The following is a 16,288-nucleotide window of genomic DNA, read 5'->3' as shown; positions in this document are numbered from 1 at the left end:
TCTGCGGTTCCGCGAGGTAATCCGATGTTGCGATCGCCAACGGTCGTGAGCAGAATCGTGTCGTTTACCCCGGCACCACCATCGACCAAATTTCGTGTTCGGGGGTCACTGTGAAGGTCGAGATGGGTATCGTTCTCGGCACCAGACTTCACCGCGACCCCTGGTACGACGATCCGGAGAACTTATGGCACACCTCAGCGCACTCGAGCCCGATCAGGATCAGACTCAGCCAGTTGTGGAGTTGAGGATTCAAGCGACTCTCGATCAGCTGTCGATTTTGCGTGCACTGGCCGCCACTGTTGCCATTCAGGAAAACTTCGACCTCGACGCCATCGCCGACATCAAATTGGCCATGGACGAAATCTGTACGCATCTGATTGTTCGTGCTGCGCCTGATTCGGTTCTGGTGTGTCGGTTCGTGTTCACTCCCCCGCAACTGCACGTATCCGTATCGACGACAACCACGGAGTACGAGGACAGCACTCAGCGATCGTTCGGGTGGCACATCCTCACCGAACTCACCGATTCGATTTCGCTCGACCAGGAAGAGAACCTGGGCGGCGTCGGCTACATCACGACCATGAAGTTCACCAAGGCCCTCAGCGGGCGCCTGTGACCGCTTCCGCAGACGGCCCGTCACGCCCGCGCCGGCGGTCCACCGACGAATATCGGGACGTCATACCCGTTTTCGAGGAAATGCGGACCCTCGAGCCCCACAGTCCGGAGTACGAACGAGTGCGCACCGCACTGATCACCAGGTGCCTACCGTTGGCCGAACACATCGCCAGACGATTCGACGGGCGCGGCGAGGCACACGACGATCTGGTTCAGGTGGCGCGCCTCGGTCTGGTCAACGCCGTCGACCGTTTCGATTCCACGCGCGGATCCGATTTCGTCTCGTTCGCGGTTCCCACCGTGATGGGCGAAGTTCGACGACACTTCCGCGACACCGGTTGGGCATTGCGGGTTCCACGCCGGATGAAGGAGTTGCACTTCCAACTCGGGCAAGCCATCAGCGAGCTGTCACAACAACTCGGGCACGCGCCGACCGTCGACGAGTTGGCCGAGACGTTGGGGATCGAACGTGAAGAAGTTGCCCAGGCGTTGATCGCCGGCAACGCGTACCAGACCGTCTCGGTCGACGGTGCCGCGTCCAATCACACCGACGATCTTCCGCTCGTGGAAACACTCGGTGACTACGACGCAGCACTCGAGAACGTCGAGAATCACGAGGCCTTACGTCCACTTCTCGACAAGCTGCCCGAACGAGAGCGGACGGTGTTGATGCTCAGATTCTTCGGAAACCTGACGCAGACACAAATCGCCGAGAAAGTCGGTGTGTCCCAGATGCACGTGTCGAGATTGCTCGCGAAGACATTGAGTAATCTTCGCGAGCAACTCGACTGAACGTGACTGAGGTGGTCAGATTGTTGCGGTGTCGATCACGAATCGGTATCGAACGTCGCTCTTGATCACGCGCTCGTAAGCGTCGTTGATGTCGCTCGCCGGAATCAGTTCGATTTCTGCGCCGATGCCGTGCTCGGCGCAGAAGTCGAGCATCTCCTGTGTCTGCGGGATGCCGCCCACCATGGAGCCGGCGAGGCTACGACGGTTTGCGGCGAGCGAGAATGCTCGAACTTCGATCGGCTTCTCCGGCAGGCCCAGTTCGACGAGAGTGCCGTTGATGGCGAGCAAGGACATGTAGGCGTCGATATCGAGATTGACCGAGACCGTGTTGAGGATCAGGTCGAACTCGCCGCGAAGAGCCTTGAACGTCTCACGGTCATTGGTCGCGTAGTAGTGATCGGCACCGAGACGAAGGCCGTCTTCCTTCTTGCCGAGCGTCTGGCTCAGGACGGTAACTTCCGCGCCGAGCGCCTTGGCGATCTTCACACCGACGTGACCGAGGCCGCCGAACCCGATGATGGCGACCTTCTTGCCGGGGCCGGCATTCCAGTGCCGCAGCGGTGAGTACAAGGTGATGCCGGCGCACAGCAGCGGCGCGGCAACGTCGAGTTCGATGCCCTCGGGGATCGAGAGAACAAAATGCTCGGTGACGACGATGTGCGTCGAGTAGCCACCCTGAGTGCGCTCGCCGTCGCGTCCGGTGGCGTTGTATGTACCGGTCACACCCTTGCGGCAGTACTGCTCTTCGCCGGCCAGGCAGGCGTCGCACTCTCCGCAGGAGTCGACGAAGCAGCCGACGCCCACGCGGTCGCCGACTTTGTGCTTGGTGACGTCCGAACCCACGGCGGCGACGACACCGGCGATTTCGTGTCCGGGGACGATCGGGTACTTGGCTCCGCCCCACTCGTTGCGAGCGGTGTGGATGTCGGAGTGGCAGATGCCGGCAAATTTGATGTCGATGAGAATGTCCAGTGGACCGAGCTCGCGGCGTTCGACGGTGGCCTTCTCGAGCGGACCGTCAGCGGACGTCGCGGCGTAAGCAGCAGCAGTAACCATGCACACATGCCTACCCGTGCATGGAGGGACCTGCAAATCGCAGGCCCCTCCATGACGTGTTCTTGACGTGACTTACCCGGCGTCGCGCTCCGCTTGTTCGGCGCGACGACGCAGGCGCCTCGCGGCCGCAACCATGTTCCGCAGCGAAGGCTCGAGCTGCCATGGATGGCGGGTCTTGAGGCCACCGTCCGGGTTGGCCCACAAACGATCGAGAGAGATCGATTCGCTTGCCTCGGTGAGCAATTCGTCGAGCTCGTCGATGTCGGGAATCCGAGCCGAACGAGATTCGTACACACCGGGGCCGACGCCGTGCGTGAGCGCGCCTTCCTTGAGTGCTTCGAGAACCCACGTGATGGAGCGGGTCGCGACGATAGCCGTCACATCGGCGTCCAACCGTTCGATGGCGTCGACCACCGACGACCGAGCGGAGTACGTCAGATGTGTGTGGATCTGTGTTTCCGGCTTCGCTCCACCTGTTGCCAGACGGAACGCGTCGACGGCCCACTCCAGGTAGGCCTCCCGGCCGTCCTCACGCAGTGGCAGCAGTTCACGAATTGCCGGCTCGTCCACCTGGATGATGGCGATTCCGGCAGCTTCGAGATCCGCGATTTCGTCTCGAATGACAAGTGCCAGTTGCTCTGCCGTTTCGTAGAGCGGCTGATCCTGACGAACGAACGAACGGGCGATCATGGTGACCGGACCCGTCAGCATGCCCTTGACCGGCTTGTCGGTCAGCGACTGCGCGTACGCAATCCATTCGACCGTCATCGGCTTCGGACGTGCGATGTCGCCGTAGAGAATCGGCGGACGCGTACAACGAGATCCGTAGGCCTGAACCCAACCGTTGTGCGTGAAGGCATAGCCCTCGAGCAGTTCGGCGAAGTACTGGACCATGTCGTTGCGCTCGTGCTCGCCGTGCACGAAGACATCGAGACCGATGTCCTCTTGCAGACGGATTGTGCGCTCGATCTCTTCCTGGATGCGCTTGTAGTAGTCGTCCCACTCCAAACGCCCCTGGCCGAGTTCGTAACGAGCCTGGCGAATCGCGTCGGTCTGCGGGAACGAACCCAATGTCTGGGCCGGAACCAAGGGCAGGTTCAACCGTTCCTGCTGAGCTTTACGACGCTCCTCGTACGGTGCACGCACACGATCTTCGGGCTTGATCGCGTTGACCCGAGCACGGACAGCGTGCTTGAGCTTGAAGTGCACCTTCGTCGGACGCTTACGCCACTTGTCCGAAGGACCTTCGGTGAGTGCCTTCGCCAGGGAGACGACCTCGCCGACCTTCTGCTTCGCAAAAGCCAGACGGTCTGCGACGTCTCCCGGAATGTCGTACTCGGAGAGCACGTCGTACGGCACGTGCAGCAGCGACGACGACGTGGAGACGACGAGGTCGGGCACAACGTCCTTGAGTTCGTTCAGGTACGTCAAGGTGTTGAACCGGTCGACGCGCCAGACGTTGCGACCGTCGACGACGCCCGCGTAGATGCGCTTGCGCTTGATGTTCGGCACCGCGGCCAGTTCCTCGGCCGTGATCTTGCCGTGCACCAAGTCCAGACCGAAGGCCTCGATCTTGGTGGGCGCCAAGATGTTGAGGGCTTCGCCGAACTTGCCGTACGGACCCGTCACCAACAGGCGCGGGCGGAGCGGAGCCGTCGACAGCTTCTCGTACGCACGTCCCAGAGCGGCTAGCTCCTCGGGGGTGCGGTCCTCGGTCACCGAAGGCTCGTCCAACTGAACACAGGTGGCACCGGCCTTGGCGAGCTGCTCGAAGAGCTTCTCGTACTCGGGCAGGAGCGCGTCCAACAAGTCGAGCGGGGTGAAGGTCGGATCGGACTTCTCGGTGGCAGGTCCGACCTTCGAGAGCAGAAGCAGCGAGACGGGCCCCATGATGACGGGGCGCAATTCTATGCCGCGCGCCTTAGCGCGTTCGAACTCGTCGAGAAGTGCCTCCGAGTTGAGCGAGAACATCGTGTTCGCGTCGATCTCGGGCTGACGGTAGTAGTAGTTCGTGCCGAAGAAGCGCACCAGCTCGAGAGGCGGGAAGTCCGGGCGACCGCGGGCCATCGTGAAGTAGAAATCGAGCGGATCGAGGGCGCCCTCGAGCGGCTTGAACCGCTCCGGCACTGCGCCGAAGAGCAGCGCATTGTCGAGGACGTGATCGTAGAAGGAGAAGGTGTTGCCCGGAACCTGGCTCAGTCCCGTCGCAGCCAATTCGCTCCAGGTCGATTCCTGGAGTTCCTTGGCGACCGCGAGAAGTGCGTCCTTGTCCGAAGTGCCGTGCCAGTAGGACTCGAGGGCGCGCTTGAGCTCACGGCGCGGCCCGATGCGCGGATACCCCAGGACGCTGGAGCCGAATGCTGCAGTGCTGCTGGACATGCGGTCGACCTTTCTAACCGAGGGGCGCGAGCGCCCTGTGCGCGTTTATGGAGTCTCTACACTCCACAAACGCGCACAGGGGCTTTGGGCCTTAGCTTGCCTGCTTGGTGGAGCGACCGTTGTCGGCGTATTCGTAGAAGCCCGCGCCGGACTTCTTGCCGGTCAATCCGGCTTCGACCATACGCAGGAGCAGCGGCGGAGCGGAGTACAGCGGCTCCTTGAACTCTTCGTACATGGAGTCGGCGATGGACTTGACGGTGTCGAGTCCGACCAGGTCCGTCAGAGCCAGCGGACCCATGGGGTGCGCGAGGCCGAGAACCGTTGCCTTGTCGATGTCTTCCTTCGTAGCGAAGCCAGACTCGACCATGCGGATCGCCGAGAGCAGGTACGGCACCAGGAGTGCGTTGACGACGAAGCCGGAGCGGTCGGCACTGCGGACGACCTGCTTGCCGAGGATGTCGCTGGCAAAAGCCTCGGCGCGCTGCGAGACGGAGGCACTGGTCTTGAGCGTCGTCACCAATTCGACGAGCGGCAGAACCGGAACCGGGTTGAAGAAGTGCATACCGATGACTCGCTCGGGACGCTTGGTCGAGATGCCGAGCTTCATGATCGGGATCGACGACGTGTTGGACGCGAGAACCGCATCTGGATCCGTCACGACCGCGTCGAGCTCGGCGAAGATTTCGCTCTTGATCTTCTCGTCTTCGACAACGGCCTCCACGACGAGCTGGCGGTCCGCGAAATCTCCCAGATCGGAGGTGAAACGCAGACGCCATGCGGCCTGCTCACGCTCACGTTCTGTGATCTTTCCGCTGCTCACACCGCGGTCGAGCGAACGCAGGATGCGTGAACGCCCGGCTGCTGCAAGCTCGCGAGTCTGCTCGAAGACCAGAACATCGACATGTGCGCGGGCGCACACCTCGGCGATTCCGGCACCCATGATTCCGGCGCCGATAACGCCGACGCGCTGAATTTTTTCGCTGGTCACGTCAGCTCCTTGTTTGTCTCGTGGAGTTTGTCTGGTGAAGGTGTTGTAAAAGAAGCACTTCGAACTGCGTCGACGCTGGTGGCCGACGCAATCGGAACTGCCTTGAAGACGAGAGAAAGTAGTGCGGTGATACAAGCAGGGGAGAGACCCGAAGCCGAGCCTCTCCCCCACCCGAAGTCAGTTCTTAGTGGAACTGGCCCTCTTCGGTGGAGCCCTTGAGAGCTGCCGTCGAGGTGTTGGGGTCAACGGTGGTGGCGATGGTGTCGAAGTAGCCGGCGCCAACCTCACGCTGGTGCTTGATGGCGGTGAAGCCACGCTCTTCGGCAGCCTTGAACTCGCGCTCCTGCAGGTCGACGAATGCCGTCATGCCTTCGCGGGCGTAGCCGTAGGCCAGGTCGAACATGCCGTAGTTGAGCGAGTGGAAGCCTGCCAGCGTGATGAACTGGAACTTGAAGCCCATCGCGCCGAGCTCCTTCTGGAACTTCGCGATGGTCGCGTCGTCCAGGTGCGCCTTCCAGTTGAAGGAAGGGGAGCAGTTGTAGGCCAGGAGCTGGTCCGGGAATTCGCTGCGAACGGACTCGGCGAACTTCTTTGCAACCTCGAGATCCGGCACGCCGGTCTCCATCCAGATGAGGTCTGCGTACGGTGCGTAAGCCTTGGCGCGAGCGATGCAGGGCTCGATGCCGTTCTTGACGCCGTAGAAGCCTTCAGCCGTGCGGGTTCCGTCGAGGAACGGGCGGTCACGCTCGTCCACGTCGGAGGTGATGAGGGTTGCAGCCTCAGCGTCGGTGCGGGCGATGATGACGGACGGAACGTCCGCAACGTCGGAAGCCAGGCGAGCCGAGGTCAGGGTGCGGATGTGCTGCTGCGTGGGGATGAGCACCTTGCCGCCGAGGTGGCCGCACTTCTTCTCCGAAGCGAGCTGATCCTCCCAGTGGACACCGGCAGCGCCGGCGCCGATCATGGCCTTCTGCAGCTCGTAAGCGTTGAGAGCGCCACCGAAGCCGGCTTCGGCGTCGGCAACGATCGGAGCGAGCCAGTTGCTGACGGAGGTGTCACCCTCGGTCTTGGCGATCTCGTCGGCGCGCAGCAGTGCGTTGTTGATGCGGCGAACGACGGTCGGAACCGAGTTGGCCGGGTAGAGGCTCTGGTCCGGGTACGTGTGGCCCGAGAGGTTAGCGTCGCCGGCAACCTGCCAACCGGAGAGGTAGATGGCCTTCAGGCCGGCGCGAACCTGCTGCACAGCCATGTTGCCGGTAAGTGCACCGAGGGAGTTGATGTAGTCCTCGTTGTTCACGAGATCCCACAGGATCTCGGATCCGCGACGAGCGAGGGTCTGCTCCTCGACGACGGTGCCCTGGAGCTTGACGACCTGATCGGCCGTGTAGTTACGAGTAACGCCCTTCCAGCGAGGGTTGGTGTCCCAATCCTGCTGGAGCTCAGCTGCGGTCTTCGGGGTGCCGGTGGTCGACATCAAGACTCCATCTCTTTGATCTGCTGGTCCGGCCTGTTGTGAGCAGTACGTGCGTACTACTTCACATACTTGCCAGGCCCTTCTTGTGTACTTACCGAGAATGGCACATCGAAAAAGTGCCGTCTACCTGTTGCTAATGCCAATCTTCGCTACCTTTTCAACACACTTTGCTAAGTCTGTGAAGATTCCTACACGGCTGGTACTACCCAATCGGACAGGTTCCGTACTGGCGAGTAGCAAGAAACCGCAGGCTGTGAACGAAATGCACTCAACTCCGCCGCTTGCGAATTCCGGCAGTTCGCGCGGCACTCGGAACAGGCCCATCCGCTACTTCGGAGCCAACTTCACGACTCGCAAGTGACCGCAATCACTTCGTGGCAACAGGCTTCGCTCGGGCAATTCCAGGGATCCACCCGTCGGAAAGCCACAGACAACCCATTCGCCGGCCATATGCTGTCGAACCATGACTTGTCGTTCGACGCCCCCGACCGGGCGATAAAGCGGTGCCGGACAACTATCAGCGGCCACCGAACAACCAGGCATGGTCGCAATCCGGTCCACAGCCGCCGCAGTTGGGCTACCGGGCCGCGCCGCAGTCGTATCCCCCGCCCCAGGGATTCCCGCCTGCACCGCCACGTGGAAATCCGCCGCGGCGTCGGCCCGGCTGGGTGATTCCGGTATCCGTAATCGGAGTCATCACTGTGTTGGCTCTCTTCGGCGGGCTTGCCTGGGTCCTCTGGCCGAAGGACGTCCCCAACTCGGCCGCCGGTGGCGCCGCCCACACCACCATCACCGCCGCGAACACACCCGGCACCACCACAACCGCTCCCAGCACGACATCCCCGACGACCGCGCGCGCCGCGAACTTCCCGGCCGGTGCGTCCGCCTGCCCCGGCGGGCAGCCGGCCGGAAGTTACAAGGAGTCCGCGACAAGTGGGGGCAAAACTTCGTGCGAGTTTGCCGAGGCAGTTCGGATCGCCTACGGAAACTCCGGTGCCACCGGTGCCTCCAGCACCGTGTCCGCACGTAGTCCGGTGACCGGCAAGGAGTACACGATGGGGTGCAAGGTGACCTCCGGCATCGTCACCTGTACCGGCGGCGACAACGCGGTTGTGTACTTGCGCTGACGGGCGCAATTGCGGCATCGGCAACCCGGTGCGTGTCGTTCCAGTGTCGCACTTACGGATCCTCCGATAGCGTGACCGCATGCCTCTGTACGAGTTTCGCTGTACCGGCTGCGGCCCGCTCGAGCGGTCGTTCGCGATGGCCGAAGTGCCCCAGTCGATCCGTTGCCCCCAGTGCAGTCTCGAATCGAAGCGTGTTGTCTCGTCTCCCCGTTTGAGTCACAGCTCGTCAACCGCGATGGGTCTACTGGACAGCACTGCCCGATCAGCTCACGAGCCTGCCGTGGTCAGTGGGTCACTACCCGGCCGTGGCCGACAATCTGCCCCGACGACGTCCAATCCGTTGCACCGCAAGCTACCTCGCCCCTGAGCGTCCTCACCGCGCGTCCTGGCCGTGAGTCCCGATCCGACACGAAAGTCCTGCCGCCACGAGTTTTCCGTTTCTTCGAGAATGAGGAGTGCATATGCCTGAACTGCTGTTTCCACTCGATTCCGCCAAGAAATTCACCGACCAGGCGATCGTCGGCCACAATCGGTGGCACCCGGACATCCCGGCGGCGGTGACGGTGAAACCCGGTGATGCGTTTCGTGTCCATTGCCGCGAATGGTTCGACGGCGCAATACACAACGACGACTCGGCCGACGACATTCTCAATGCACCACTGACCACGGTCCACACGCTGTCCGGCCCCTTTTCCGTCGAAGGCGCGAAGCCCGGCGACCTCTTGATCGTCGACATCTTGGATATCGGGCCTATCCCCCAAGAAGATTCGGGTCCGTTGGCCGGCCAAGGCTGGGGGTACACGGGCATCTTCCCTCGGAACAACGGCGGCGGCTTCCTCACCGAACAGTTCCCCGACGCGTACAAGGCCGTCTGGGATTTCTCCGGCCAAACGGCGACGTCGCGTCACATTCCGCACGTCTCGTTCACGGGCATCGTCCACCCGGGACTCATGGGCACGGCTCCGTCGGCAGCCTTGCTCGCCAAGTGGAATGCCCGCGAGGGCGCCCTCATTGCCACCGATCCCAATCGGGTTCCCCCGCTTGCACTTCCGCCCGAGCCCCGCGATGCAGTGCTGGGTACCTTGACCGGTGACGAGTACACCCGCGTGGCCGGCGAGGCGGCTCGCACCGCTCCCCCGCGTGAGAACGGCGGAAACCAGGACATCAAGAACCTCACCAAGGGCAGCCGAATCTTCTATCCGGTGTTCGTGGACGGTGCGAATCTGTCGGTCGGCGATCTTCACTTCTCCCAGGGCGACGGTGAGATCACTTTCTGTGGTGCCATCGAGATGGGCGGCTTCATCGATCTTCGTGTGGACATCATCAAGGGCGGAATGGATACCTACGGCGTTTCCGAGAACGCCATCTTCATGCCGGGCAACACGGATCCGCAGTATTCCGAGTGGCTTGCGTTCTCGGGCACTTCCGTCACGTTGGACGGCGAACAGAAGTACCTGGATTCACATCTGTCCTACCAGCGTGCGTGCCTGCATGCGATCGAGTACCTGACCAAGTTCGGGTACGCGCCGGAGCAGGCGTACCTGCTGCTGGGTGCGGCACCGATCGAGGGCCGCCTGTCTGGCGTCGTGGATATCCCCAACTCGTGTTCGACGGTGTATCTCCCGACTGCGATCTTCGACTTCCCCCTCGCACCCTCGTCGAGCGGACCGTTCCAGATCGATCCCGGAATCGGCGCTCCGCGTTCGGAGAACAGGGTCTAGGCCTCCGGCCCCGTGAGTGGTTGAGGAGTGTGAGGACTCCTCAACCACTCACAGGGGGTACCGGTGCGAATTCTGCAAACCCACCTTTGCGAAGCCGGACTGTCACTCGTATCCTGGGAAAATGTCGAAAACCTTTGTCGGTGTCCGGCTCCGCCAACTGCGGACCGAGCGCGGGTTGAGTCAGGCTTCGCTGGCCAAGACGCTGGAGATCTCGGCAAGCTATCTCAATCAGATCGAGCACGACGTCCGGCCACTCACCGTGCCGGTCCTCCTGCGAATCAGTGAAGTCTTCGGTGTCGACACCACCTTCTTCTCCCCACAGGACGACACGCGCCTGATCGCGGAAATGCGTGAAGTTGCCCTCGATCAGGAGATGGGCATCGACGCCGACGCCCACGAAATCGCGGAGATGGTCTCCACGCACCCGGGCCTGGCCAAGGCGATGGTCAACATGCATCGCCGCTTCCGCAACACGACGGCGCAGCTCGCCGCAGCGACGGAAGACCGTTTCTCGGACGGCAGCGGCAGCGGTTCGATCACCATGCCGCACGAGGAAGTGCGCGACTACTTCTATCAGCGGCAGAACTACATTCACGATCTCGACACCGCGGCCGAAGAACTCACTGCCCGGATGCGCTTTCATCGCGGCGACGTCGCCGGCGAGATCGCCAGACGCCTCGAAACCGTCCACGGCGTGCAGATCGTTCGACGAGTCGACCTGGGCGAGAACATACTTCATCGTTACGACCCGGATACCAGGGTCCTGGAAATCTCCGCACGGCTCTCCGGCGGGCAACAGGTCTTCAAGTTCGCGACAGAACTCGCGTACCTCGAGCACGGCGATCTGCTCGACTCGTTGGTGGCCGAAGGCAACTTCACCAGCGAAGCGTCGGTCTCCCTGGCGCGACTTGGATTGGCCAACTACTTCGCGGCGGCCACCGTGCTCCCATACAGCCAGTTCCACGACGTCGCCGAGGACTTCCGGTACGACATCGAGCGCATGTCCGCCTTCTATTCCGCGAGCTACGAGACGATCTGCCACCGCCTCTCGACCCTGCAGCGCCCCAAACTTCGCGGGGTTCCGTTCATGTTCGTCCGTGTCGACCGTGCCGGAAACATGTCGAAGCGTCAGTCCGCCACCGGATTCCACTTCTCCACCAGCGGCGGTACGTGCCCGCTGTGGAACGTCTACGAGACGTTCTCGTATCCGGGCAAGATCATGCCCCAGATCGCACAGATGCCCGACGGCCGCCGATACCTCTGGGTTGCTCGCACGGTCGAACGTCGAGCGGCTCGATACGGACAGCCCGCAAAGATCTTCGCCATCGGATTGGGATGCGAGATTCGACACGCCCACCGACTCGTCTACAGCGACGGTCTGGATCTGGACGAGTCGAATCCGGGAACGCCGATCGGCTCGGGCTGCCGTGTCTGCGAACGCCTCAACTGTCCGCAGCGTGCCTTCCCGCCGTTGGGTAAAGACCTCGACATCAGCGAGCACCGGAGTTCGATTTCGCCTTACGTGATTCGCTGACCGCGCTAACGCACGTAGTTGCGTAGGAACGCGACTGTGCGATCGAACGCGATCATCCCGTCCACGGTATCGAGGTCGAACTGATATTCGTGGTCCAGCGCAGGCTCGTGATCGTCGGGGTAGAACAGTGCGTCTACTTCGACGCCCAGATCGGCGAGCCGTTCTGCCATGGGTTTCGACTGGCTGGCGGTCAGTGGGTCGACATTTCCGCCGGTGATGAACGTCGCTGGAAAGTCCGAGGTCACATGGCCCAGTGTCGACATCTGACCCACTGCAGTCGACCCGTCGAAGTCCCTCGTTCCGAGATACCCCCACAGCGACTGCTTGTCGACGCCCCAACCGAAGTACTTCCCCTGCGACAGCAGGGGTTTCAGATCGAAGACCCCACAGTCGAGGACAACTCCGCGTATCTGCTCGGGACGTAATGCCGGCTCCACACCCATTTCCGACGCGTAGTCAGGGCTGGTCATGACCGTCGCCAACTGACTGGACAACTGCGCGCCTGCCGAATCTCCCGCAAGAAAGAGATTGTTCGAATCGACATGCAACCTGTCCGCATTGCTCACGATAAATCGATACGCGTCGTTCAGTTGATTCACTGCGGTGGGGTAATACGCATCTGGTCCCAGTGAGTAGTCCACCGAAATCACAGTGAAGCCTTGATTTGCCAACAGTTTGTAGTAGCCGTCGGCATCAGTTCTCGATCCTGATATCCAGCCACCGCCGTGCACCCAGACCACCGTGGGTAGCGCCGAAGTGGACTCCGACGGGTAGTACGCGTCCAGTTGTGCATCGTCGTCGCCGTCGCGGTACGACTGATCGAAAATCGAGACGATTCCTGACGGTGCATGCCTGTCGAGTTGTGCGTGAGTCGCTTCGGAGCCACCCGCTGACATCCACCGTACGAGGAGAACTCCTGGCCACGGACTGACGATTGCCGCGGTTACCCCGGACAGCAGAATGACGACGAATACCGCCGCGATTCCGACAATGCGCCTTCGCCGTCTGTCGGGGGAAGACGCGCGCACAACAACTCCTGGGGTCGGATCGGATTCACCCAGGCTAGACCAAAAGGACTAGTCGAGAATTCCCCGGCAACACACCCGCGGCGCTTTGTCTGAAATGACCATTTCTTCAGCGTCTCAGCATCATCCGACAACTAGCGGGTGTGTGCGTCGAGAAACTGAACCGTGCGATCGAGGGCAGTGAGACCGTCGGCATTGTCCAGATCGAACTGATACTCGTGACCGAGCGCCGGAACGTGATCGGCCGGATAGAACAGTGTGTCGACCGCAACTCCCAACCCCGTCAATTTGTCAGCCAACGGTTTCGACTGAGAATCTGTCAAAGGATCCGCGTTGCCGCCGCTGATGTAGGCAGGCGGAAATTGAGCGCTGACGTAGTTCAAGGTCGACATCTGATCCGCTGCCTCGGTACTCATGAAGTCACGCACGCCGGTATACGCCCAGAGGGACCGATCAACCCCCCAACCGATGATGCCGGGTCCGCCGACCATGTTCCCGACGTCGTAGATTCCACAGTTCAGGATTACTCCACGTAACTGATCCGGCCGCAGCGACGGGACCACGCCCACACGGTTCGCATACGCGGGATCAGTGATGAGAGTGGCGAGCTGACTCGAGAGTTGCGCTCCCGCAGAATCACCGGCGAGAACGACCGTCGTCGGATCAACATGCAGCCGTTCCGCATTCGCGACGACGTACGCGTGAGCGTCGTTGAGCTGCCGCACCGCTGTCGGATAGTGATGCTCAGGTCCGAGTGAGTAGTCCAGGGACACAACGGTGTAGCCACGAGAGGCCAGCAACTCGTAGTACGGCGCGTAGTTGGACTTGCTTCCCGAGATCCAGGCACCGCCATGAGTCCAGATCACCGTAGGCAATGCGGTCGTCGTCGCTGCGGGAAAGTAGACATCCAGGTATGCGTCGTCGTCATCGGCGCGGTACTGCTGGTCCTTGATCGAGTCGACGCCTTCGGGCGCGTGCTTCTCGAGCGCCTCGGTGACTTTCACGGCATCACGATCGAAGACCCATCGTACGGTGAGTGCGCCAGGTCTCGGGCTCAGAACGAAGGCCAGAACCACGGCTCCGACCAGAACGAACACAATTGCCAGAGCCCACAGCAAGCGCCTGCGCCACCGATGCGGTGAAGGGTTCGTCATCGGGTTTCCTTCACTCTCGGCAAAATGTCCGGATCAGCGTAACGCGACGCCGGTACTGTCAGGCGCGATCAGCCGAGTTCAGCGATCCGCCGCTGCGCGAGTGCCTTGACTTCGCCCTTGGCTACTTTGCCGCCTGCCGCCATCGGCAATTCGGCGACCGTCATCACGTACTCGGGTATGTACTCGCGGGTCACTCCTCGGCTCTGCAGCCAGGCGGTCAGGTCCACCGAACTCAGATCGTCATCGGCGGACACGACGACCGCACAGACCTTCTCACCGAACAGCGGATCGTCGACTCCGACCACGGCGACCAGTTCCACCGAAGGATGCGCGCGCACGTACTCCTCGACCTCGACCGCGGAAATGTTCTTGCCGCCTCGAATGATGATGTCGGCTTTGCGCCCGACCACACGCACCCGCCCGGTCTCGTCGATCTCGACGATGTCGCCGAGAAGCATCCAACCGTCGTCGGTGTACAACTCGTCGTTTGCATCGACGTCGCCCCAATAACCCTGGCACATCAGCGGGCCGTTGACCGCAGGCTGACCGCGACGGACGGAGCCGGTCACTTCCTTTGCCGCATCGTCGAATACACGAACTTGCATGCGATCGATGACGTGGCCGCACGTCTTCAGTCGGGTATCGGAACCGTCCGAAACCGTCGTCACCGAGACGGCGCCGGTTTCGTTTGATCCGTAGAACTGCAGGACAGCCGCTCCGGTACGTTGTTCGAAGGCCAGTGCCTCCGAATACGGCACGGCTTCACCACCGGTGAACATGAAACGAAGTGACGAGAGATCGGCCGATTCCGCGGCCTCCGAACGCAACAGCATCTTGAATTGTGTACTCACACAATTCAAAGCAGTCACCCGTTCGCGCTCGATCAACTCGATCATCACCGAAACGTCGAAGCGTTCCATGACGACATTGCGAGCACCGAGTAGCGCCGGCAGGAAATGCGAAGTCCAGAGGCCGAATCCGAAAGGTGCCGGAACCGCACCGAGGAACACCTCATCCGGACCGATCGCCGCCGCCTCGGCGGCAATCTCGGAGAAACCAACCCAACGATCCTCGGTTTGTGTGACCAGTTTGGGTAGGCCCGTTGTGCCGGACGTCGAGTTCAGCATCGAAACGGCTGACGTGACAAAACACGGGCTGGTTGCGGGGAACTGCTTTAGTTCGACCGACAACGAGGTGAGTTCGCCGTTTGCGCTCACGCGTTCGAAACTCACGTCGGCGCGTTCGTCGGCGAAGACGACGTCCAGTCCGGGATGCTCTGCCCGCAGACTCGCCACGAGTTCGGCGGTATCGACGCCGCGCAGCGTGCGTGTGGTGACGAGAACGGAGGCTTCCGAGCGGGCGATCAGATGAGAGATCTCGCGAATGCCCGAGCGCGAACCGATTCCGACGGCGACGCGGCCGGTACGAAATGCTGCGCAGAGAGCCGCATGGAATACAGCGGTGTCGGGGAGCAACACGGCTACATGTCCGTATCCCTCACCAGCTAGATCCAGCGCCGACGCGATCGCATCGGCAGCCGCGTCGTACTGTTTCCACGACACCCTCGATTCCGGAGTGACAAAGGCGGTTTCGTCCGGGATGGTCTCAGACCAATGCCTGACCATTTCGCTGATGCTGACGCCGGCGAACCGGTCCGGATTCGTGGCGAATTCACCGACGGTGAAGTCGAGTGTCTTCGTTTCAAGCATGATCGTGGATCATCTCCCGTCGGCGCTGAGTACGCCCATCGATTGTTTGTACGCGTTGTCCAGTGTCGCTGCGGAATCGCATTCGCGGACGAGTTCGCCGCGCTGCATGACATATCCGCGGTCGACAACCGATTTCAGTGCAGTAAGTGCCGGTTCCGTCACGATGACGGTCACACCCTCGGCGGCCAGACCCCCGACCAGCGCTCGCAGCTCCGCGACGATTTTCGGTGCCAGTCCTGTCATCATCTCGTCGAGGAGCAACACCTTCGGGGTTTCCAGAAGGGCCCGCCCCAGAACCAACATCTGCTGCTCACCACCGCTGAGGATCCCGGCATAACTCTCGGAGCGTTCACGCAGGATCGGGAACCTCTCGAAAGCTGTTTCCACGGCATCGGCTTTCAATCCCAGCAGGTCTGCGCCGACGCGTAGGTTCTCGCGAACGGACATTCGCATGAACAGTTGCCTGCCTTGGGGTACGTAGGCAAATCCGCTGCGGACACGATCCAGTGCCGATAATTTCTGGATCTCTCGACCATCGAATTTGATTGTCCCGGTGGCGGGAACCGAGCCGTAGATGGATCCCGCCAAGCTGGTCTTGCCTGCACCGTTCGGCCCGACGATCGCTGTCACTTCACCGGCGGGGGCGACAAGGGAGACTTCCCGGACGGCGACAGCGGATCCGTATCGAACTGTGACTCTGTCGAGTTCGAGCAT

At 61.6% G+C, this 16,288-nt stretch carries 14 protein-coding genes; 6 read left to right on the top strand and 8 right to left on the bottom strand.

Going from position 1 to position 16,288, the window contains the following annotated elements; genetic code table 11:
* The first annotated feature begins 184 nt into the window (after positions 1-184).
* Positions 185-616 (top strand): ATP-binding protein, encoded by a 432-nt coding sequence (locus tag AC3WQS_RS24030; RefSeq protein ID WP_020968899.1) that lies wholly within the window; start codon positions 185-187, stop codon positions 614-616.
* Positions 613-1,407 carry an RNA polymerase sigma factor SigF gene (locus AC3WQS_RS24025; RefSeq protein WP_020906739.1) on the top strand — a complete coding sequence of 265 codons (795 nt, stop codon included), beginning with the start codon at positions 613-615 and terminating at the stop codon, positions 1,405-1,407. The genes AC3WQS_RS24030 and AC3WQS_RS24025 overlap by 4 nt, the downstream gene beginning before the upstream one ends.
* Positions 1,408-1,422: 15 nt before the next feature.
* On the opposite strand, the gene AC3WQS_RS24020 is transcribed toward AC3WQS_RS24025, so the two are convergent.
* The 4 genes from AC3WQS_RS24020 to aceA all read right to left on the bottom strand — a co-directional run bounded on the left by AC3WQS_RS24020 (position 1,423) and on the right by aceA (position 7,304).
* Complete coding sequence (locus tag AC3WQS_RS24020) at positions 1,423-2,463, bottom strand: NAD(P)-dependent alcohol dehydrogenase (RefSeq protein ID WP_492712829.1); 1,041 nt, start codon at positions 2,461-2,463, stop codon at positions 1,423-1,425.
* Between the two features lie 72 nt (positions 2,464-2,535).
* A complete protein-coding gene (gene metE / locus AC3WQS_RS24015; protein ID WP_492712828.1) occupies positions 2,536-4,842 on the bottom strand; it encodes a 5-methyltetrahydropteroyltriglutamate--homocysteine S-methyltransferase in 2,307 nt (768 codons plus the stop codon).
* Positions 4,843-4,933: 91 nt separating this feature from the next.
* Positions 4,934-5,830, bottom strand: coding sequence for a 3-hydroxybutyryl-CoA dehydrogenase (locus AC3WQS_RS24010; protein ID WP_003941541.1), 897 nt, complete (start codon positions 5,828-5,830; stop codon positions 4,934-4,936).
* A gap of 184 nt (positions 5,831-6,014) precedes the next feature.
* The gene (gene aceA, locus AC3WQS_RS24005; protein ID WP_003941533.1) at positions 6,015-7,304 is read right to left on the bottom strand and encodes an isocitrate lyase; all 1,290 of its coding nucleotides are present in this window, start codon (positions 7,302-7,304) and stop codon (positions 6,015-6,017) included.
* A gap of 503 nt (positions 7,305-7,807) precedes the next feature.
* On the opposite strand from aceA, the gene AC3WQS_RS24000 reads away from it, so the two are divergent.
* The 4 genes from AC3WQS_RS24000 (at position 7,808) to ramB (ending at position 11,686) form a co-directional block, all read left to right on the top strand.
* A complete protein-coding gene (locus tag AC3WQS_RS24000; RefSeq protein WP_428689700.1) occupies positions 7,808-8,431 on the top strand; it encodes a serine/threonine protein kinase in 624 nt (207 codons plus the stop codon).
* Positions 8,432-8,510: 79 nt separating this feature from the next.
* Entirely contained in the window at positions 8,511-8,798 is a 288-nt protein-coding gene (locus AC3WQS_RS23995; RefSeq protein ID WP_020906737.1) for an FmdB family zinc ribbon protein, read from the top strand.
* A 94-nt stretch (positions 8,799-8,892) separates the two neighbouring features.
* Entirely contained in the window at positions 8,893-10,152 is a 1,260-nt protein-coding gene (gene fmdA / locus AC3WQS_RS23990; RefSeq protein WP_019744435.1) for a formamidase, read from the top strand.
* Positions 10,153-10,273: 121 nt separating this feature from the next.
* On the top strand, positions 10,274-11,686 hold the full coding sequence (gene ramB / locus AC3WQS_RS23985) for an acetate metabolism transcriptional regulator RamB (protein WP_019744436.1): 1,413 nt from the start codon (positions 10,274-10,276) through the stop codon (positions 11,684-11,686).
* Positions 11,687-11,691: 5 nt separating this feature from the next.
* Here the strand turns inward: ramB and AC3WQS_RS23980 are convergent, their stop codons facing one another.
* The 4 genes from AC3WQS_RS23980 to AC3WQS_RS23965 all read right to left on the bottom strand — a co-directional run bounded on the left by AC3WQS_RS23980 (position 11,692) and on the right by AC3WQS_RS23965 (position 16,288).
* Positions 11,692-12,714, bottom strand: coding sequence for an alpha/beta hydrolase (locus AC3WQS_RS23980; RefSeq protein ID WP_047889782.1), 1,023 nt, complete (start codon positions 12,712-12,714; stop codon positions 11,692-11,694).
* Positions 12,715-12,845: 131 nt separating this feature from the next.
* Entirely contained in the window at positions 12,846-13,865 is a 1,020-nt protein-coding gene (locus AC3WQS_RS23975) for an alpha/beta hydrolase (protein ID WP_047889783.1), read from the bottom strand.
* Between the two features lie 68 nt (positions 13,866-13,933).
* Positions 13,934-15,574, bottom strand: a complete 1,641-nt coding sequence (locus tag AC3WQS_RS23970) for a class I adenylate-forming enzyme family protein (protein WP_029254814.1) — start codon at positions 15,572-15,574, stop codon at positions 13,934-13,936.
* Positions 15,575-15,583: 9 nt separating this feature from the next.
* Positions 15,584-16,288 carry an ABC transporter ATP-binding protein gene (locus AC3WQS_RS23965; protein WP_492712827.1) on the bottom strand — a complete coding sequence of 235 codons (705 nt, stop codon included), beginning with the start codon at positions 16,286-16,288 and terminating at the stop codon, positions 15,584-15,586.

The sequence above is a fragment of the Rhodococcus sp. FW305-130 genome (genome assembly GCF_058788335.1).
The sequence above is the reverse complement of the archived record's forward strand: the minus strand, read 5'-3'. Positions and strand labels throughout refer to the sequence as shown.

What these genes read in the sequence shown, in the direction of transcription:
- AC3WQS_RS24030 (WP_020968899.1), top strand. Translation starts at nt 185, where the DNA reads ATGGCACACCTCAGCGCACTCGAGCCCGATCAGGATCAGACTCAGCCA.
- AC3WQS_RS24020 (WP_492712829.1), bottom strand. Translation starts at nt 2,463, where the DNA reads ATGGTTACTGCTGCTGCTTACGCCGCGACGTCCGCTGACGGTCCGCTC.
- metE (WP_492712828.1), bottom strand. Translation starts at nt 4,842, where the DNA reads ATGTCCAGCAGCACTGCAGCATTCGGCTCCAGCGTCCTGGGGTATCCG.
- aceA (WP_003941533.1), bottom strand. Translation starts at nt 7,304, where the DNA reads ATGTCGACCACCGGCACCCCGAAGACCGCAGCTGAGCTCCAGCAGGAT.
- AC3WQS_RS23995 (WP_020906737.1), top strand. Translation starts at nt 8,511, where the DNA reads ATGCCTCTGTACGAGTTTCGCTGTACCGGCTGCGGCCCGCTCGAGCGG.
- fmdA (WP_019744435.1), top strand. Translation starts at nt 8,893, where the DNA reads ATGCCTGAACTGCTGTTTCCACTCGATTCCGCCAAGAAATTCACCGAC.
- ramB (WP_019744436.1), top strand. Translation starts at nt 10,274, where the DNA reads ATGTCGAAAACCTTTGTCGGTGTCCGGCTCCGCCAACTGCGGACCGAG.
- AC3WQS_RS23975 (WP_047889783.1), bottom strand. Translation starts at nt 13,865, where the DNA reads ATGACGAACCCTTCACCGCATCGGTGGCGCAGGCGCTTGCTGTGGGCT.
- AC3WQS_RS23970 (WP_029254814.1), bottom strand. Translation starts at nt 15,574, where the DNA reads ATGCTTGAAACGAAGACACTCGACTTCACCGTCGGTGAATTCGCCACG.
- AC3WQS_RS23965 (WP_492712827.1), bottom strand. Translation starts at nt 16,288, where the DNA reads ATGCTCGAACTCGACAGAGTCACAGTTCGATACGGATCCGCTGTCGCC.